Genomic DNA, 17961 nt, shown 5'->3' with positions numbered 1-17961 from the left:
CCTAGCCCACAAGCTGATTTCGGGTATCGACAATGACAGGTACCTGTCCTGTGACTGCTGCTGCATCCATGCTGATCATGCGTACTTTATAGAACACCGAGGGCAGATAACGCCCACCGAGCAGGCTCCAGAGATTATTCAAATCAGGGATCTTCAGGTTTTCGATATCCAGTATCAGTTTTTCTATCCTGGTATCCAGTCCCGGGCTGTTATGTTGGTCGAAGACGGCATGCTGCTGGAAAAAACTGACTGCGTTGGAAATTGTTTTTAGTGCTTCAGCGTAATTGCCGCCACCAAAATTGGCCGCCATCATCAAGTACAGGTTCAGATAAAGCGGGGTGCTGTGAACCAGCAGTCGTTCATCATTGCTACGCTGAGGCAAACCCGTGCGGTAGGGCAGGGTATCTTTTTCAATGTTAACCAGCATCAACACCAGCTTGTTGCTGGCATGCGGGGCGACACTGCCGTCAAGTTCAACCAGATTGGATACCACTACAAGGTCTTCAACCGAGTGATAATTATTTCTGAAATGCTGATTTAACTGCGCTGCCAAATGACTGATTGCTGCATTGATCATTGCTTAATCCTGCGTCACAAACCTTTTTGTTCAGCCGCTCGACCTGAGACGGATGCCACGGAAATACCAGATTTTTATTGTAAAAATATATTACAAATAATACATACGAGAGTAACATGTTACTTAATTTTCGCACAACAGTTAATTATTCGTTTTTTAATTTCTGATGTGGCAATTTTGCCTCATGACATCTCGTGGTCTTTTTGGGCTGAGCCGTGTGGGAATGGGCGGGGCGGAGAGCTGCAAATGATCAGCTTTCCTGATCGTTTTGATGGTCTGTTCAAGTCAGGAAAGTGTTATTTCTTTTGGGAAATAAATTGGCAGTAAATGCCTGCGTGCATGGACTACTCAGAAATCTGCAAATCCTCAAGCGAGGGGTGGCTTCTGGTTTATTTGCGCATCAATATAGTGAAGTCATCCGGCAGATAACCGCTGATCAGTTCAGCATGTGGGTCCAGTTTGTGGCAATACGTCAGTACTTCATCTTTGCGATAGCCGCATAGCATTTCATCTTGCCCAAATACTTCCGCATCCAGTAAATTAAATGCCACACCCTTGCTGGCATTTTTCCACATCTGCGAAATGATCTGCCAGGGATGCAGCACGTTTTCTGAGCGGTAATTCAAGCTGCCTGAGGCGATGATGATATCGACTTCGGGCAGGCCCGTGGTCAGAAAGTCGGATTGGAAAAATTGCGTGTTGGGAAGATGTCCCAGGCGTTCCTGGGCTGCGTCGACGAATTCTTTCAGGAAGTCTACGCCTAGATAAATGACATCATTAAAACGTTCATCCAGAAATGGTTTCAAATCACCATAGCCGCAACCCAGGTCCAGAATGGAACAGCCTGAAAAATCACCCCAGGTGCATAATGTCTCGAAACGTTGGGTCTGACTTTCGGGTCCGCGAAAGCCCAGTGCCTGTAAGGTGCTGCCACCCAGACGATGTCGGTGAAAGGCCTGTACGCTTGCTTTTTCCAAAAGTTTCATTGCTCAGCACCAGCAGTTGAAAAGTGACACTGATTTTAATCCAGAAGCAGTGGCCACAACATGCTTAAAGCTATTGTTTAATAAATAAAAAAGCGAAGACCCCGGTATTCGCGGAACCTTCGCCAGCAAGTCGGGCAAGCATCAGTTGGATGACATTCAGGGCAGGGCTGCCATGGATGGACATCTATGCGGCAATTTTATGTTCAGCCCAATGATAGGCCATTGCTGCACTGGGTATGCCGACTGAATTGGTATTTTCCGAAGACATGGTGATATGCCGCAAATATTCGCCGGCAGCCTGTCTTTGGCGTAACTCATCTGCAAATTTCAGGGCGGCAACCATGTCGCTTGATTGAAATTCCTTGCATTGAGACATTTTTATTTGGTTATGGATTTCTATCCAGAATACAGCAAACATGTTGACCTCCCTTCATTAAGATAAAAAGCAATAGAAGCAGGAATGGAATACCCCTGGACTCCTGAATATACTGACTTGTCATGCCACACTTGCCTGACCGCCAGCCCCGGCATTAAATTCCGGGGAATAAATGATACTGTTGATGAAGATGTTTCCGTGATCAATTGCCTGCCAACCACGACCGCTTGCGCGGGTTTCACTGCTGAGTCTGTCAAAACATAGGTGACAGACGGTAAAACAAAAAAGCCCGAAGCTTTTGAGGGCATCCGGGCTTTTCAGCTTGGGGTAAAAGGGAGCTGGTTTTAGCTTGCTCCCGCTACCTGAAGGTTTTCCCTTCGGATGCGGCTATATAGTGTTGAATACGCTTTAAAACTGGCTGACTGTGACTGCTCGCTATGAATGTGTTTGCTGCGGCGGTTAATATTGTCAATGCTGTTACCAGTGAGCGTATTCAGATTCGTATTCAAAATATTAATAATCACCGCGGCAGTATCTGCCACGCCTGCATTGATCGTTAGTGCTACCGGCAAGGCGCACGCTGACACTGAGCCCTGCGCTGTTGGGCGCATGCTTTGTTTCAGTTGTGAGAGCCAGGTAGTCTTCACTATTAATCCTAAAAAATTAGCGGCTAAGTGCCGAAAATGCCTTGTATATCGAAACCGTTTATGCTTACTACATTTGATGATTTGATCTTGCCATAGCTAATAAAAAAAATCTAGCTTGTCCTGATGAAATAGTGGTTTTCAATGTTGTATTTATGCGGCATCCGCAAAAAGCATGCAAGTCCTGTATCATCGCAGCCGTCGAAGTGAGGTTCGATCATGCCCAATATCTATAGTGAAATACCGGATTCATCCGCACCGCAACAGCGTGTCAAGGCCGAAATGCGCATTCGCGAATTGATGGCGGAAAACAAGATCCGCTCGGTGTCTGCCCTGCATCGCCTGCTGATAGCCAAACGGGTGACCGTTTCGCATTCACAGTTGTTGCGCATCGTCGATAACAAGGCAGAACACTGGAAGGTTGAATTCATAGAAGCATTTGCCGAACTGTTTAACTGTTCGGTGCAGCAACTGTTCAAGTTTGAACTGGTAAAACAAGGTGAACCCAATATGAGTGCCCCGTCTGCCGATGGCACAAACCAAGTATCAGTCGATTGAACCCGTCAGGCGATCAAAGCTTAGAAGCTGTTTACGATCTTATAGCCGTGAGGCTGCCAGTTTGGCTAATCCCAGCAATTGCTCGTCGTTCAGATTGGCTTTACCTGCTTTATCCCATCCCATGGATTGTATCCAGACTGCCTTGCCACTCTTTTTAAACACCACGTAGGGTATGGCTGAGCCAGGTTTGGTCTGAAATGCATCGGAACCCAGTCCGCTGACGCTGGTGCCCAACTTGCCATATTGCTTGTTCCAGAAATCAAACATCGAAGCGTCTTGTATCATCACAATGGCGACCAGCTTTTTCTCGGCATTGGCAAAGTTCAGGTCGCCACCAGCCCCCTTGGCCGGATCTTTGGGAACCGATTGCACGCCGCTTAAGCCTGTCGTTTTTTCTATATCTGCTACGCTCAGCAGGTCGCTTGCCAGGGCGGAGCAGCTTAGTGCCGCCAGCAACAGGGCAGTGAAAAGTGATTTCAGACGCATGAGATTTCCTTTCAAGGGTAGATGTGATACCTGTTACTCTGGCTGTCTTGTCAGCAAGTACATTCTATATCCTGACATGAATTATGAACACCACTGAATCGCATAGTCAATTCATGAAGCCGTCATAAAAAAAGTGTATAGTACTTATAGCTGCTGTACATGCAACCGATATGCATGACGGCAGTGAGGTGGGCCTTGTTCGTGTTCAAACGAACAAGCCACCGTCCGGATACATGCGACGTGGAAGCATTTGGGCCTGTTTAATGATTTTATGATTAACAGACCCAACTGCTTTCACGTTTTTATTTGTGCAGGGCTGGTGCCCGTCCATTCCCTGAAAGCATGACTGAAAGTGCTTTGTTTCTGATAACGCGCCTGTCAGACTGATCTGTCAGCCTGAATTGCATTGGGGCGATGGCTACTGGAATGCCGGACAGGCAAATTACCCGCGACTTTAGAACAGGCATCGCGCTTAGCCTGGTGCTCCGATTCCTGCTTCGCTGACGGCATAGGCATATACAATACATACTAGGACTTACGCAAAATTGTCCCAGCAAGGCGCCAGCGACGAAGACATTACTTTAGTACGGCAAGGAGCTGCAACGCAGCTGGGGCGGTTTTGCGTAAGTCCTACAAAAATATTGCTGACATCAACACAGGATATCAATGTCCGGACAAACAATTTTGGCTATAGACAATGGCACCCAGAGCGTCAGGGCCATCCTGTTTGATGTGCGTGGCAATATTATTGCCAAATCGCAGGTGCCGTTGAATGCGTATTTTTCGGCACACCCAGGCTGGGCCGAACATCACCCTGAAGATTATTGGCAGGCAGTTTGCACTGCCTGCCAACGCCTGTGGCAAATGCCGGATGTCACACCAGCCAGTGTGCTTGGGGTTGCCGTAACCACACAGCGTGGAACGGTTATTAATCTGGACAAGCAGGGCCAGCCCTTGCGTCCGGCGATTACCTGGCTGGACCAAAGACATACCGATGTGGTGCCGGCTGTCAATCCCCTGTGGCTAACAGCCTTTAAAATTGCCGGGGTTGCCAGTACCATCAATTTCTTCCGGGGCGAGGCCGAGGCCAACTGGATCAAGGCCCATCAGCCAGACATCTGGGACAAGACCGATAAATACCTGATGCTGTCAGGTTATTTGAATCATCGCCTGTGCGGTAATTTTATCGATTCGGCAGGCTCGCAAGTCGGTTATATTCCCTTTGACTATAAAGCCCTGAAATGGGCTGGCAAGCGAGACTGGAAATGGCAGGCACTAGCCGTCAAGCCTGAAACTTTGCCTGAACTGGTCGCCCCCGGCACTGTCATGGGCCATATCACCGAAGCCGCCGCTATTGCAACGGGCATACTGGCAGGCACGCCTTTACTGGCAGCCGCGGCCGACAAGGCTTGCGAAGTCATTGGCGCCGGGTGCCAGCAGCCGAATATTGGTTGCCTTAGTTATGGCACCACTGCCACCATCAATACCACCAGTAAAAAATACCTGGAAGTCACACCTTTTATACCGCCTTACCCGGCAGCGATTCCTGACTTTTACAGCACTGAAGTACAGATTTTTCGTGGCTACTGGATGGTCAACTGGTTCAAGGAACAATTTGGCCATCACGAGCAATTGCAGGCGACAGCGCAGGGCGTAACACCTGAAGCCCTGTTTGATGAACTGGTGAATGCCGTACCACCCGGTTCCATGGGTTTGATGCTGCAACCTTATTGGTCGCCCGGCATCAAGATACCAGGGGCAGAAGCCAAGGGCGCTATCATCGGCTTTGGTGATGTGCACACCCGGGCCCATATGTATCGCGCCATACTGGAAGGGCTGGCTTACGCTTTGCGCGAAGGGAAGGAGAGCATAGAAAAACGTAGCGGTGTCGCCATTACCGAATTGCGCATTTCTGGCGGCGGTTCGCAAAGTGATGCCGCCATGCAGCTCACGGCGGATATTTTTGGCTTGCCGACCTCACGTCCGCATATCTATGAAACCTCGGGTCTGGGGGCGGCAATTGATGCCGCAGTCGGTCTGGGTCTGTATCCCAATTTTGATGTCGCCATCAAGGAAATGACACGCATAGGCAAAACCTTCGAACCGATTGCGCATCACCATCATATCTACAATGAGCTCTACCATCGGGTGTACCAGAAGATGTATGCCCGTCTGCAGCCCCTGTATAAAGAGATACAGCAAATTACCGGTTATCCGAAAATGCATTGATGCCTGCATGTGCATGTGCATGCGCAGGTCTGGCCTGTTATCATCATTGGCATGACGACGATCGTACTCTTGCCTGGCATGGATGGTACCGGCACACTTTACGCACCTCTGTACAAGGCGCTGAATGGCAGGTGTCGATTGATTGTTGTCACTTATCCGGTTGATCAGGCGCTTGATTATGCGACGCTGGAAACCGTGGCACGTACTTATCTGCCGGAGGATGAGGATTATATGTTGCTTGGAGAATCGTTTTCCGGCCCGATTGCCATCTCTATCGCGGCCAGCCAACCGCCCGGGCTTCGTACGTTAATACTGTGTGCAAGTTTTGCCCGCAATCCCCGTCCTTCTCTTGCAGGTTTCCGGCATCTGCTTCCCTGTTTGCCTGTACGAATGGCTCCTCTGGCCCTGTTAAGTTATTTGTTGTTAGGAAAATTCTCAACGGCAGAATGGCGCCAATTGCTGACCAGTGCTCTCGCGGGCGTTTCATCTGATATATTGAAGGCCAGAATGCGCAGTGTCTTGCTGGCCGATGTGAGAGGGAAACTGAGCGATATCAAAGTACCGGTACTATATTTGCGTGCCACACAAGATCGCCTGGTGCCTGCATCGGCTCATAAAGATATACAAAAATGCCTGCCGTCCACAGAATTGTACGAGTTTGACGCACCGCATTTTCTTTTGCAGGTCAGAGCAAAAGAGGTGGCTGATTTTATCGCCGCATATCGCAGGCATTGACATGTTACCTGCCTTGCTGCCTTACATCATTTATTCCAGTAACACAGATCCATCCGGTCCCCATTTGACTTTGGTAATGCCGGGATCAGTTTCTTCCAGTCGCTTCATTTCTTCTTCTTGCGGCGTGATCACGCCACGCTGTACACGTAATTCATCGGCCAGGCGGTGCTCTTCCACTATTTGCTGGCGGCGTGCTGCTGCCAGTTTGACGGTGTCTATCAGTTCGTCCTGATTCCAGGGTTTGGCGATGTAACGAAAAACCTCGGCGTCGTTGATAGCACCCAGTATGGTTTTGAATTCGGCAGATGCACTCAACATCATGCGTATGGCATCCGGTTGCATTTCTTTGGCTACCGACAGAAATTGTATGCCATTCATGGCGGGCATATGGTAGTCCGAGATAATAAAGTCATAGGCCGTGTGCCGTATGTGTTCCAGTGCTTCAGAAGGGGAATTGAACAGGTCTATGGTCATTTCCATCTCTTTGGAGATACTTTTCAGGCTTCTTTGCAATGCCAGTAACACATTCTGTTCATCATCCAATAATAAGATCCTAGGCATTATTTTCTCCTGTTACTGTAAACCCGTATCATTAATTTAGCACTTCCGGGATGGTCGAACAATCTCAACTTATCGATGACATGCTGATCAAGCACGTATTCAGCGGGTAACAGTAGCATGCCGTCCTTGGAAACTACGTCCGCGGAAAGAATCATGCCGATCTGCAGTTGCGGCACGCTGACTTCTTTATCATCAATATCGTCGCCCTGATTCGTGACGATTTGTTTGAATGCCTTAACAACTTTTTCATCATAGCGATTACCAGCACCGCGAATAATCAGGGCCTGGGCATCATCCATGTGTACGCGTCGCGGCACCAGGCTGCCATTCTGAAGATTGTCGTAATCACCGGCCAGCGCCAGGATGCGCGCGCCCAAGGGGATATTTTCCCCTTGCAGTCCATCTGGAAATCCCCGGCCATCAAAACGTTCATGCTGCGAGCGTATGATTTTTGCTGTGCCTTGCAAATCTTGCAATGGCATCAATAGCTGCTCGGCCCGTAAAGTGTGCTTATGGTATTGCCCTAACTGGTCACCATTCATCTGATTGACTGGGGTTTCCAGCAATTCGTCTGAAAAGCCTATCTTTCCTATGTCGGCCAATAATGCCGCGACAAAAATTTCCTGAATTTCGCGCGTGTCCATATTGAATTTTTTTGCTATTTTTCTGGACAAGTCGGCAACTCTTCTGGAATGCCCTACCAGTTTTCCGCCCCGCATTTCGACGACGCTGGAAAACACCTTGATGGATGTCAGGAAATTACTTTTTAATTTGTCATTTGCCAGTAATAGGGACTCATGCGCCTTTTTTAAATCGGCAGTGCGTTCATCTACCTTTATTTCGAGAGTGGCATTGAGTGACTTTAATTCTTCATTCTGTCTTGCGGTTAATTCTTCCAGTCGTTTTTTTTCAAGTTCAAGCGCCTTGCGCTCCAATGCCTGCCGTACGACCAGTACGATGTCATTGTCGTTCCATGGCTTGGTAATGTAGCGATAAATTTCCCCCCGGTTGATGGCATCGATCGTCGATTGCATGTCTGCGTAACCGGTCAGCAGCAAGCGTATGGTATTTGGCCAGCGGGCTCTGACATGGGTTAAAAATACGGCGCCGTCCATGACTGGCATGCGCATATCGGATATCACCAGGTCAACAGTTTCTTTTTCCAGTATATCCAGGCCTTCCTGACCACCGTTGGCAATCAGTATTTTGTATGAGTGGGGTCTGAACAGTCTGCGCAGGGCAGAAAGAATATTCGGCTCGTCGTCTACGAAAAGCAGTACCGATGGGTTCTCGGGTGCAATCTCGCCGCTCATGTTTGCGCACCTTCATCGTTAGGAGAATCGTCTACATGTCGGACAGGCAGGCTGATAAGAAAGCTGGTACCTTTGCCGATTTCGCTGCTGACGCTAATATTGCCCGCATGCTTCTGGATGATGCCATAAGAGAGCGATAGCCCCAATCCTGTGCCTTTACCTATAGGCTTGGTGGTAAAGAAGGGGTCAAAAATACGATTGAGATTTTCTTTGGGGATACCACTGCCATTGTCCGTCACTTCTATCGTGACCCGCTCAAGTTCGTCATCACGACTGGTGCGAATGGTGATTTTCCCTCTTTCTTCTCCTATGGCGTGCGATGCATTTACCACCAGATTCATGATGACCTGATTGATTTGCGAAGCCAGGCATTCGATATCGGGTATGTCACCATATTCCTTGATGACGTCTGCCTTGTATTTGATCTCGTTGTTGACAATGTTCAATGTGGAATCTATACCCTGATGAAGATTGGCCCATTGCCATTCTTGTTGCGAATCTACTCTTGAAAAATCCTTTAAATCCTGAACAATCTTGCGTACACGCTCTATACCTTCCCTTGACTGTTGCACCAGCTCGGGTATGTCTTCCTTCAGGAAGGGTAATTCCTTTTCTTCTTTTATAGTGGCCAATTCACTTCGTATCCTGGCGTCGGTAATATGTGATTCGGCAGCTTCATATGTCTGGATAATGCAGAACAGGTCCTTGATATAGTTTTCCAATGTGGCGAAATTTGAAAAAATGTAACCAATGGGGTTATTGATTTCATGCGCGACACCAGCCGCAAGCTGACCTATGGAAGCCAATTTTTCAGCTTGCAACAGTTGTTCCTGCGCCATGGATAGCCTGGCATTAAGTTCGGTCAATTCTGTATTGCGGCGTACCAGTTCATTTTCTACGGCTTCTCTTTGCTTGATATCTGCTTCCAGTTTGTTATTGATATCCGCAAGTTGCAAGGTGCGTTTTTTCACCAGGTTCTCCAGATTGCTATGGGCCTGACGCAAAGCGTTTTCGGCGTCGCAACGTTCAGTGATGTCTTCCAGGGTTTCTATGGCACCTACAATTTTTCCTTCCTGATTGTAGAGTGGCGCAGCTGTAAAATGCAGCCACAGACCGTGTTCATGCAAGTCGGGGAAAAAGTCAATGGCTTCGTAGGCACCGGGTATAAGCTGTGAAGAAGAAAATTTATTCTTGTAAAATTTTTGTATGTAAATATCATCACCAGATAAAACCAGATCCGCCAGGACAGGCCGGTTGTCGCGGTAAAAAGCTTTCCATTGATTGCGCGTAGATATCATACTGGCGGCAGAGTAGCCAAGGACATATTCACAGGCTTTGTTCCAGTGGGTAATGACATGATGCGAATCAATCACAAAAGTCGGGACCGGGCTGCTGTCAAGGAATTGCGCCAATTCTATGCCCATGGTGTTCAGGGCAAATGTATCTATCTTTTGCTTCTCCGCCAAAACATTGGCTAACTGTCCAAGGCCAGTTTTTTCTTGTGTTGACACAGAAGGGGGACTGATTTTTTCTGACACGGGAGATTCTTTGCTCATTCTTTTTCACCTGGTCTTTGTTTCGTCCGGCAAGATACGTTTTGATGGTGGGATACCTGATGTCCTTTCCTTGCCCCGATCAATGGTGCATCCTGTCGTCTATCAGCATGACAATTTTTCCGCTAGGCTTATTCGGTTCACCCATATTCTTCCACTGCGCGTTAAATGGCTTTTGGTAGACATGTACTGGGAACCACATACCTTCAGAATGTTCTTTAATCCCAGTACCTACATCTGGAATCAGGTGTTCAATCTGGCATCCCAATTCGATCCTGGATTGTGGAATGACCTGTTCTGCGGAGCTATTGATGAACACCACCATGTCTTCGTCATCGACAGCGATAATGGGTAACGGAACATATTGCAGCACTTCGCGCACTATGCTTAAACTCAACTGTCCCAGGGTGATTTGTTTTTGTTTTTGTTTGACTAATTCTGCCAGTTGACGGTTTGCAGTGACCAGTTCCTGATTTTTTGTTTGTATTTGCAGGTTCAGGCTACGGTTTTCATCTTCCATTTCTTTGTAATGAAAGGCTTCACGGATATTGGCGCGTATTTGTTCATCGTCCCAGGGCTTGGTCAGAAACTTGTAGATTGCGCCTTCATTAATGGCATCGGTGATGTATTGCAGTTCGGTGTAGCCGGACAAAACAATACGTATGGTATCCGGGTACAGTTTTTTTGCATTCCGCAAAAATTCCACGCCAGTCATGGATGGCATGCGTTGATCAGAAATGATGACATCAACGCTATTTTTTTCAAGAATACTCAAACCCTCATGCCCGCCACCAGCGGTAAGTATTTGGTATCCGTCACGACGTAACAGGCGTTTCAGTGCATTTAATATATTGGGCTCGTCGTCGACCAGCAGCAAGGTACGGTCCGGTTTCCCCATGCGTAATAAATGTTTGTCCAGTACCAGGCTCTCTTGTAAAAATTCCGTCATCTGTTTGATCGACAGAGGAACGGAAAAGAAATAACCTTGTATTTCATCACACATATTGTCGCTCAGGAATTTGCATTGCGCTTCTGTTTCCACACCTTCAGCGATGACTTTCATTCCCATGCTATGGGCCATGGAAATGATGGCTTTGGAAATCGAGACATCGTCTGAGTTGTGTGGCAGTTCATGGACAAAAGATTGATCGATTTTGACATAATCGAATGGAAAATGTTTCAGATAACTGAGCGCAGAATAGCCTGTACCAAAGTCGTCAAGAGACAGCTTGTAGCCTTGTTCCTTGAAATCCTTGAAGAGCTGATCTATGTCAGTATTGCGATGCATGAGTATATTTTCAGTAATTTCCAAAGATATCTGATCTGCCGTCACCTGCATACTTTTCAGGATTTCGGACAGGCGCATACTGAACCCAGCATCCTGCAACTGTTTCGGGGATACATTGATTGCCACACACGGTGCATCAAGTTTCGCATTTACCCAGCTTCTGATATCCGTGCAAGCCTGTCTGATCACCCACTCACCCAATTGGATAATAAGATCAGATTGTTCAGCTACTCGTATGAACGCTGAAGGAGGGATGGCACCGCAAGTGGCATGATTCCAGCGCAATAAGGCTTCCACCCCGACTAGTAAGCCGGTTTGTAAATCTGCCTTGGGCTGGTAATGCAACTCCAATTCATTGGCACTGATTGCCAGTTGAAGTTCTTTCGCCATATCAATTTGCTTGTGCGTTACCATATCCATTTGATTTGATCTCACATTATGCTGACCATGCAAAGTACTGTTACGACAGACATGGACGCTGATTACTGTGTCGTTGTATCTTCCTGACGCAAGGGGAGCCAGACAGTGAAGCAAGTACCTTTTCCGAGCACGCTGCTGACATCAATCCTGCCACCGTGCTTTTTGATGATGCCGTAAGAAAGGGAAAGACCGAGGCCGGTTCCACTGCCTACGGGTTTGGTGGTGAAAAAAGGTTCAAAGATGCGATTCAGGTTTTCAGGGGGAATGCCGCCACCGGTATCCAGCACTTTTATCCAGACCATATCCTTGTCACAGCCCGTGCTGACTTTGATGACGCCGTTTTCCTTGATCGCATGGGACGCATTCACCAGCAAATTCATGATGACTTGGTTGACCTGCGAAATGATGCATTTCACCAGTGGCAACTGACCATATTCCTTGACTACATTGGCCTTGTACTTGATTTCGTTTTTGACGATATTCAAAGTACTGTCTATGCCGTGATGAATGTCTGCTTCTTGCCAGTCCGTTTCACCCACATGCGAAAAATCTTTAAGTGATTGAACGATGTCCTTGACGCGCTTGAGCCCATCCATGGATTCCCGCACGAGGTCTTGTATATCCTCCTTTAAAAATTGGAGATCAGCTTTTTCCCTGATCTCATTCATTTTGCCGCTCGCCTGGCTTGCAGCCAGCGCTTGCGGGATCAGGCCTTCATAATCATTGATGACTTCAAACAACTTGTCTACGTAATTTTGCAGGCTGCCAATATTGGAATTGATAAAGCCTATGGGGTTATTGATTTCATGCGCAATGCCGGCGGCCAATTGACCAACCGAAGCCATTTTTTCGGATTGCAGTAACTGTTCATGGGCTTCTTGCAATTTCTTGATCAAAAGCTGTTGCTCTTCCCCCTTTTTGGACAGGGTTTCTTCCATTTCCTTGCGTTTGGTAATGTCCGTCAACGAGCCGATCACTTCTACAGGATTGCCGTCCTGGTCGCGAATCAGCCTCAGCATGTCGTGCATCCACACATAGTGACCGGCACGGCTCATGAAGCGGTATTCGTAAGTACGCTCTCCTTCAGTGAATAATTTGGCGATACTGGAGAAAATCTGGGGCACATCGTCAGGATGAATATGGTCGAACCAGAAATTCGGGTCGGCGACCATTTCTTCTGGCTGATAGCCCAGCACGTGGAGCGCGTTATTACTGACGAAAGTCATTTTGAAGTCGCCAGTGGGTACGCTGCTATAAATAATGGCAGGAGTATTGTCTATCAGGTATTGCAGCCTGGTCTCAGTGGACAGGCTTTTGCTTGTGTCAGCTACGGCGGCAGTCGCAGCGGCCGGCGGGAGTATGCTGAACTCATCAAATTGATTCATGATCACCGGGACAGGAAAATTGACAACAAGATTGTTTTTTTTTAAATTCCCTTACGTGTACATATTAGAACAATAAATAGGCAAATGGCTATATATTTGTTTCCTTTATGATATTTATTCCACATCAAGGCCATGCCAGATTTTTAGCCAGATTCCCTTGACCCCGGCATTCAAACGGATGATTGATACCTTATGAGTTTGAATTAAGCCAATAAAATCAAATATCTGGCGAAAAACTGGCGACTTTTATTGAAAAGCTTTCAACCAGCACGAAGACTTTCGTCTTATTTCGAGTGGAAATAAATTTGATAACAATGATTAAAAATGGAGCAATTTCATATGGTCGTTGTTTTCCGCACAATTTGAGAGCATGAATGCACTAAAAAGTGGAGCTTGTGGCCAAAAAAATTGCAGGGAAACAATTCTCACCAATTTGGTTAGTTTTTGTATGCCGCCAACATAGGTTATATCGGTGTGCGGCGCTCAATCGCGGTGGTGCAGTGCGTCATTACCCAACTTGCCCAACTTGTCCATACACCAGGCTTGCTTGTGTGATGACTTCGCCATGACCTTGCAGTGACTCCTTGCATTGCATCTCAACATGGCATCTCAAATCACCTTGTTCGCGTCAGGTAAACGTCAGCCGTTTGAGCGTTTGCATCTGACTTAAATCATGTTACTGAGTGGTCTGGTTCCAGCCAGCAGTTGGCACGTTATCTGCTATCTGTAGTGGGAAGCTTGCAGTTTTTTGTTCCATGACCTCACCACTACCAGGAGAAAACATGTCACGTCGTACTGTTTTGAAAGCAACTGCACTTGCCGCAATGACTTTGGCCGCTTCCGGCTGGATCTCGCAGGCACAGGCCGCCGATACCATCAAGGTCGGCATTCTGCATTCCCTGTCTGGCACTATGGCAATCTCGGAGACATCGCTGAAAGATGTGGCCCTGATGACGATCGATGAAATCAATGCCAAGGGTGGTGTCATGGGCAAAAAGCTGGAAGCGGTGATCGTTGATCCGGCATCCAACTGGCCACTGTTTGCCGAAAAAGCCCGTCAACTGGTATCGCAAGACAAAGTATCTGTCGTGTTTGGTTGCTGGACATCGGTATCGCGTAAATCGGTACTGCCAGTCTTCAAGGAACTCAATAGCCTGTTGTTTTACCCGGTTCAGTACGAAGGTGAAGAACTGGAGAAAAACGTTTTCTACACAGGTGCAGCACCGAATCAGCAAGCCATTCCTGCGACTGAATACCTGATGTCGAAAGAGGGTGGTGGTGCCAAGCGTTTTGTTTTGCTGGGTACTGATTATGTGTATCCACGTACGACCAACAAAATCCTGCGCGCCTTCTTGCATAGCAAGGGCGTCAAGGATACTGATATCGATGAAGTCTATACGCCATTCGGTCATTCTGATTATCAGACCATCGTTGCGAATATCAAGAAATTTGCTGCAGGCGGTAAAACTGCGGTCATTTCCACCATTAATGGTGATTCCAACGTACCGTTCTATAAAGAACTCGGCAATGCCGGTCTGAAGGCAACCGACGTGCCGGTTGTTGCATTCTCAGTCGGTGAAGAAGAATTGCGCGGTGTGGATGCCAAACCACTGGTCGGCCATCTGGCAGCCTGGAATTACTTCCAGTCCGTGAAGAACCCGGTAAACACCGAATTCATCAAGAAATGGAAAGACTATGCTGCCGCCAAAAAACTGCCGAATGCAGCCACCGTCGTCACCAACGATCCTATGGAAGCGACTTATGTTGGTATCTATATGTGGAAACAGGCAGTTGAAAAAGCCAAGTCCACCGACACCGACAAGGTCATCGCCGCCATGGGCGGACAAACTTTCAAGGCGCCATCCGGTTTTGAATTGACGATGGACAAAACCAATCACCACTTGCACAAGCCAGTCATGATAGGCGAGATCAAGGCTGATGGTCAGTTCAGCGTGGTCTACAAAACCAAGGCACCGATTCGTGCCCAACCATGGAGCCCGTATATTCCAGGCAATGAAGGCAAGCAAAAACTGTAATTGAAGGAATGACGCAGGCACTCGGGGTTGTCATGTGGCCAGCTTAATAGCTGGCTTGCATGGCTGTTGCCTTGAGTGCCGTTCCTGAATTTTTCCATCCTTGACCTGGTTGCCTATGACATTTCGTAAAATCTGCGCGAGCATCGTCCTGCTCGTGTTCAGCCTGAGTGCGCACGCAGCTATCGATGGCAAGCTCTTGTTGGCACTGTCTGGTGATGATCCCGATGCCCGCATTGCTGCCGTCAATACCGTCGCAGCCATGGGCAATGAAGAAGCAGCAGCAGTATTGACCGCTCTCAAAAATGAACAATTATTCGTCAAGGATGTTGCTGTCTACCTGGTCGACGGTGAACAGGCCAAAGACCTTGCCAGTGGAAAAATGCAGAAATTGCCGGACGATGCCGAGGCAATCACCATCAACAACCGCTTGCGTGCCGCACTTGACAGTGCACTGTCAGGCTTGAAGCTGTTTTCACCTGATAAAAATACCCGTCTGATTGCCGCTACCGCACTGGAGAAAGAAGCAACGCCAGAACAGTTGCCCTTGCTGAACAAAGCCTATCTGAAAGAAAACGATAGCGAAATCAAATCCCGCCTGCAAATGTTGATTGCAACTGCCAATTTGCAGGCCAGTGACCCGGTAGTGCGCAAGGCTGCAGTCAAGGCCTTGCTGGATAGCCCGAACCCGAATTTAAAGCCTGTGCTGCAAAAAATGCTGGCACAAAATCCCGATGGCACTTACAACGAAGCCGATGCCAGCATACGACTAGAGGCGGCCAATACCTTGAATGCCATCGATGGTCGTCTGGCACGCATGGAATTTATCGGTAACCTGTTTTACGGCGTTTCGCTGGGCAGTGTGCTACTGCTGGCGGCATTGGGCCTGGCGATCACCTTTGGATTGATGGGCATCATCAACATGGCGCATGGCGAACTGCTGATGATAGGTGCGTACACCACCTATGCCTGCCAGATGTTGTTCCGCAAATTCATGCCCGGTGCACTGGATGCCTATTTATTGCTGGCCTTGCCAGCGGCTTTCCTGGTGTCTGCCGCAGTCGGTATTTTGCTGGAGAGAACCGTCATACGCTGGTTGTACGGTCGTCCATTGGAAACCTTATTATGCACCTGGGGCATTAGCCTGATATTGATGCAAGCTGTGCGTTCCATATTTGGTGCGCAAAATGTCGAGGTCGCCAATCCAACCTGGATGTCGGGCGGTATCACCGTATTGGGTTCGCTGGTGCTGTCGTATAACCGCATCATCATTATTTTCTTTGCCCTGTTGGTGGTATTTGCAGTCTGGTTATTGTTGAATAAAACCCGGCTCGGCCTGTTCGTGCGTGCCGTCACGCAAAACCGCCGCATGGCAGATTGCGTCGGCGTGGCAACTGGCAAGATAGACATGCTGACTTTTGGCCTGGGATCAGGTATTGCAGGCCTGGGTGGCGTAGCCCTGTCGCAATTAGGCAATGTCGGCCCAGACCTGGGGCAAAACTATATTGTTGATTCTTTCATGGTAGTCGTGCTGGGCGGGGTAGGGCAGTTGGCGGGTACCGTGATTGCCGCCTTTGGCCTGGGTGAAGTAAATAAATTCCTGGAACCAGTGGCCGGTGCTGTCATGGCCAAGATCGTCATTCTGGTGTTCATCATCATTTTCATACAACGCAGACCGCAAGGCTTGTTTGCGCTCAAAGGCAGGAGTGTGGAATGATCTCAACTATGACTACAATCAAGGGTCTGTTTTCCAAACCTGCCTGGACTGGCATCCTTATTTGCGCAGTGATTGCGGTGTTGCTACCGATCTGTAACCTGAGTTTTCCTGCGGGCCATGCCTTGCATATTTCCAGCTATACCATTGCCCTGGTCGGCAAGTTCATGTGTTATGCCCTGGCAGCACTGGCGCTGGACCTGGTATGGGGGTATACCGGCATCCTGTCGTTGGGGCATGGCGTATTTTTTGCGCTGGGTGCGTATGCCCATGGCATGTACCTGATGCGGGCGATTGGTCGTGAAGGTGTCTACCAAAGCAATCTGCCTGACTTCATGGTCTTCCTGGACTGGAAAACCTACCCCTGGTATTGGTCCATGACCGACAATTTCTGGTATTGCATGGCGCTGGTGGTACTGGTGCCTGGCGTGCTGGCTTTTATCTTTGGTTTTTTTGCTTTCCGCTCCCGCATCAAGGGTGTGTATTTCTCCATCATCACTCAGGCGATGACGTTTGCTTTCATGCTGCTGTTCTTCCGTAATAACACCGGCTTTGGCGGGAATAACGGTTTCACTGACTTCAAACGTATTCTGGGTTTTACCATCACTGCACCTGGCACCAAGGCAGCCTTGTACCTGATCACCTTGCTGATTTTGCTGTCAGCGTTGCTCCTGTGCCGCTGGATAGTGACTTCCAAACTCGGGCGCGTGTTGCAGGCGGTGCGTGATTCAGAATCACGTCTGATGTTCATCGGTTACAACCCCTTGTGGTTCAAGCTGTTTGTGTGGACGCTGTCCGCCATACTTTGCGGTATTGCCGGTGCCTTGTATGTGCCGCAGGTGGGCATCATCAACCCATCTGAAATGTCGCCAGCCAATTCCATAGAAATGGTGATCTGGGCGGCAGTGGGTGGGCGTGGCACCTTGTTAGGCCCCATCATCGGTGCATTTACTGTCAATGGTTTGAAGAGCTGGTTTACTGCTGCTTTCCCTGATTTGTGGTTGTATGCCTTAGGTCTGTTGTTCATCCTGGTGACCTTGTTCATGCAACAAGGCGTCCTGGGATTGGCAGGTAAATTTAAAAAACTGCGGGAGCCTGCATGA

At 48.3% G+C, this 17961-nt stretch carries 16 protein-coding genes; 6 read left to right on the top strand and 10 right to left on the bottom strand.

All coding sequences use genetic code 11. The features are described from left to right. Nucleotide 1 precedes the first annotated feature (1 nt). The 4 genes from ACO0LM_RS02025 to ACO0LM_RS02010 all read right to left on the bottom strand — a co-directional run bounded on the left by ACO0LM_RS02025 (nucleotide 2) and on the right by ACO0LM_RS02010 (nucleotide 2586). Complete coding sequence (locus ACO0LM_RS02025; protein ID WP_422981444.1) at nucleotides 2-577, bottom strand: DUF4255 domain-containing protein; 576 nt, start codon at nucleotides 575-577, stop codon at nucleotides 2-4. A 389-nt stretch (nucleotides 578-966) separates the two neighbouring features. Next, complete coding sequence (locus tag ACO0LM_RS02020; RefSeq protein WP_423033824.1) at nucleotides 967-1563, bottom strand: class I SAM-dependent methyltransferase; 597 nt, start codon at nucleotides 1561-1563, stop codon at nucleotides 967-969. 184 nt (nucleotides 1564-1747) lie between these two features. Then, nucleotides 1748-1981: a hypothetical protein gene (locus ACO0LM_RS02015; RefSeq protein ID WP_422981448.1), complete on the bottom strand. Its 234-nt coding sequence runs from the start codon at nucleotides 1979-1981 to the stop codon at nucleotides 1748-1750. A gap of 302 nt (nucleotides 1982-2283) precedes the next feature. Beyond that, nucleotides 2284-2586 (bottom strand): hypothetical protein, encoded by a 303-nt coding sequence (locus tag ACO0LM_RS02010; RefSeq protein ID WP_423033823.1) that lies wholly within the window; start codon nucleotides 2584-2586, stop codon nucleotides 2284-2286. Nucleotides 2587-2802: 216 nt separating this feature from the next. Here ACO0LM_RS02010 and ACO0LM_RS02005 point away from each other — a divergent pair, with 216 nt between their 5' ends. After that, nucleotides 2803-3141, top strand: coding sequence for a helix-turn-helix domain-containing protein (locus ACO0LM_RS02005; RefSeq protein WP_423033821.1), 339 nt, complete (start codon nucleotides 2803-2805; stop codon nucleotides 3139-3141). A 39-nt stretch (nucleotides 3142-3180) separates the two neighbouring features. On the opposite strand, the gene ACO0LM_RS02000 is transcribed toward ACO0LM_RS02005, so the two are convergent. Beyond that, nucleotides 3181-3627, bottom strand: coding sequence for a hypothetical protein (locus tag ACO0LM_RS02000; protein WP_423033819.1), 447 nt, complete (start codon nucleotides 3625-3627; stop codon nucleotides 3181-3183). 666 nt (nucleotides 3628-4293) lie between these two features. Between ACO0LM_RS02000 and ACO0LM_RS01995 the strand changes: the two genes are divergently transcribed. Continuing rightward, on the top strand, nucleotides 4294-5856 hold the full coding sequence (locus ACO0LM_RS01995; protein WP_423033817.1) for an FGGY-family carbohydrate kinase: 1563 nt from the start codon (nucleotides 4294-4296) through the stop codon (nucleotides 5854-5856). Nucleotides 5857-5907: 51 nt separating this feature from the next. Continuing rightward, nucleotides 5908-6591, top strand: coding sequence for an alpha/beta fold hydrolase (locus ACO0LM_RS01990; protein WP_423033815.1), 684 nt, complete (start codon nucleotides 5908-5910; stop codon nucleotides 6589-6591). Nucleotides 6592-6621: 30 nt separating this feature from the next. Here ACO0LM_RS01990 and ACO0LM_RS01985 read toward each other — a convergent pair whose 3' ends face one another. The 5 genes from ACO0LM_RS01985 to ACO0LM_RS01965 all read right to left on the bottom strand — a co-directional run bounded on the left by ACO0LM_RS01985 (nucleotide 6622) and on the right by ACO0LM_RS01965 (nucleotide 13111). Then, nucleotides 6622-7152: a response regulator gene (locus tag ACO0LM_RS01985; RefSeq protein ID WP_423033813.1), complete on the bottom strand. Its 531-nt coding sequence runs from the start codon at nucleotides 7150-7152 to the stop codon at nucleotides 6622-6624. Continuing rightward, the gene (locus ACO0LM_RS01980) at nucleotides 7152-8465 is read right to left on the bottom strand and encodes an HD domain-containing phosphohydrolase (protein WP_423033811.1); all 1314 of its coding nucleotides are present in this window, start codon (nucleotides 8463-8465) and stop codon (nucleotides 7152-7154) included. The genes ACO0LM_RS01985 and ACO0LM_RS01980 overlap by 1 nt, the downstream gene beginning before the upstream one ends. Beyond that, the gene (locus ACO0LM_RS01975; RefSeq protein WP_423033809.1) at nucleotides 8462-10021 is read right to left on the bottom strand and encodes an ATP-binding protein; all 1560 of its coding nucleotides are present in this window, start codon (nucleotides 10019-10021) and stop codon (nucleotides 8462-8464) included. Before ACO0LM_RS01975 ends, ACO0LM_RS01980 begins: the two co-directional genes overlap by 4 nt. Nucleotides 10022-10100: 79 nt before the next feature. Then, a complete protein-coding gene (locus tag ACO0LM_RS01970; protein ID WP_423033807.1) occupies nucleotides 10101-11696 on the bottom strand; it encodes an EAL domain-containing protein in 1596 nt (531 codons plus the stop codon). A 92-nt stretch (nucleotides 11697-11788) separates the two neighbouring features. Further along, nucleotides 11789-13111: an ATP-binding protein gene (locus ACO0LM_RS01965; RefSeq protein WP_423033805.1), complete on the bottom strand. Its 1323-nt coding sequence runs from the start codon at nucleotides 13109-13111 to the stop codon at nucleotides 11789-11791. Nucleotides 13112-13893: 782 nt separating this feature from the next. On the opposite strand from ACO0LM_RS01965, the gene urtA reads away from it, so the two are divergent. From urtA to urtC, 3 genes are all read left to right on the top strand, one after another. Beyond that, entirely contained in the window at nucleotides 13894-15147 is a 1254-nt protein-coding gene (gene urtA / locus ACO0LM_RS01960) for an urea ABC transporter substrate-binding protein (RefSeq protein ID WP_422974372.1), read from the top strand. Nucleotides 15148-15262: 115 nt separating this feature from the next. Further along, nucleotides 15263-16861 carry an urea ABC transporter permease subunit UrtB gene (gene urtB / locus ACO0LM_RS01955; RefSeq protein WP_423033803.1) on the top strand — a complete coding sequence of 533 codons (1599 nt, stop codon included), beginning with the start codon at nucleotides 15263-15265 and terminating at the stop codon, nucleotides 16859-16861. A gap of 8 nt (nucleotides 16862-16869) precedes the next feature. After that, complete coding sequence (gene urtC, locus ACO0LM_RS01950) at nucleotides 16870-17961, top strand: urea ABC transporter permease subunit UrtC (RefSeq protein ID WP_423033801.1); 1092 nt, start codon at nucleotides 16870-16872, stop codon at nucleotides 17959-17961.

The sequence above is a fragment of the Undibacterium sp. Di26W genome (assembly GCF_049340265.1).
Taxonomy (GTDB): Bacteria; Pseudomonadota; Gammaproteobacteria; order Burkholderiales; family Burkholderiaceae_D; genus Undibacterium.
Note: the sequence above shows the minus strand (reverse complement) of the source record. Positions and strands in the feature narration are given on the sequence as shown.

Bases quoted from the DNA above. Each gene is read 5' to 3' on its own strand.
- ACO0LM_RS02025 (WP_422981444.1), bottom strand. From the start codon at position 577: ATGATCAATGCAGCAATCAGTCATTTGGCAGCGCAGTTAAATCAGCAT.
- ACO0LM_RS02020 (WP_423033824.1), bottom strand. From the start codon at position 1,563: ATGAAACTTTTGGAAAAAGCAAGCGTACAGGCCTTTCACCGACATCGT.
- ACO0LM_RS02015 (WP_422981448.1), bottom strand. From the start codon at position 1,981: ATGTTTGCTGTATTCTGGATAGAAATCCATAACCAAATAAAAATGTCT.
- ACO0LM_RS02005 (WP_423033821.1), top strand. From the start codon at position 2,803: ATGCCCAATATCTATAGTGAAATACCGGATTCATCCGCACCGCAACAG.
- ACO0LM_RS02000 (WP_423033819.1), bottom strand. From the start codon at position 3,627: ATGCGTCTGAAATCACTTTTCACTGCCCTGTTGCTGGCGGCACTAAGC.
- ACO0LM_RS01995 (WP_423033817.1), top strand. From the start codon at position 4,294: ATGTCCGGACAAACAATTTTGGCTATAGACAATGGCACCCAGAGCGTC.
- ACO0LM_RS01990 (WP_423033815.1), top strand. From the start codon at position 5,908: ATGACGACGATCGTACTCTTGCCTGGCATGGATGGTACCGGCACACTT.
- ACO0LM_RS01985 (WP_423033813.1), bottom strand. From the start codon at position 7,152: ATGCCTAGGATCTTATTATTGGATGATGAACAGAATGTGTTACTGGCA.
- ACO0LM_RS01980 (WP_423033811.1), bottom strand. From the start codon at position 8,465: ATGAGCGGCGAGATTGCACCCGAGAACCCATCGGTACTGCTTTTCGTA.
- ACO0LM_RS01975 (WP_423033809.1), bottom strand. From the start codon at position 10,021: ATGAGCAAAGAATCTCCCGTGTCAGAAAAAATCAGTCCCCCTTCTGTG.
- ACO0LM_RS01970 (WP_423033807.1), bottom strand. From the start codon at position 11,696: ATGGCGAAAGAACTTCAACTGGCAATCAGTGCCAATGAATTGGAGTTG.
- ACO0LM_RS01965 (WP_423033805.1), bottom strand. From the start codon at position 13,111: ATGAATCAATTTGATGAGTTCAGCATACTCCCGCCGGCCGCTGCGACT.
- urtA (WP_422974372.1), top strand. From the start codon at position 13,894: ATGTCACGTCGTACTGTTTTGAAAGCAACTGCACTTGCCGCAATGACT.
- urtB (WP_423033803.1), top strand. From the start codon at position 15,263: ATGACATTTCGTAAAATCTGCGCGAGCATCGTCCTGCTCGTGTTCAGC.
- urtC (WP_423033801.1), top strand. From the start codon at position 16,870: ATGACTACAATCAAGGGTCTGTTTTCCAAACCTGCCTGGACTGGCATC.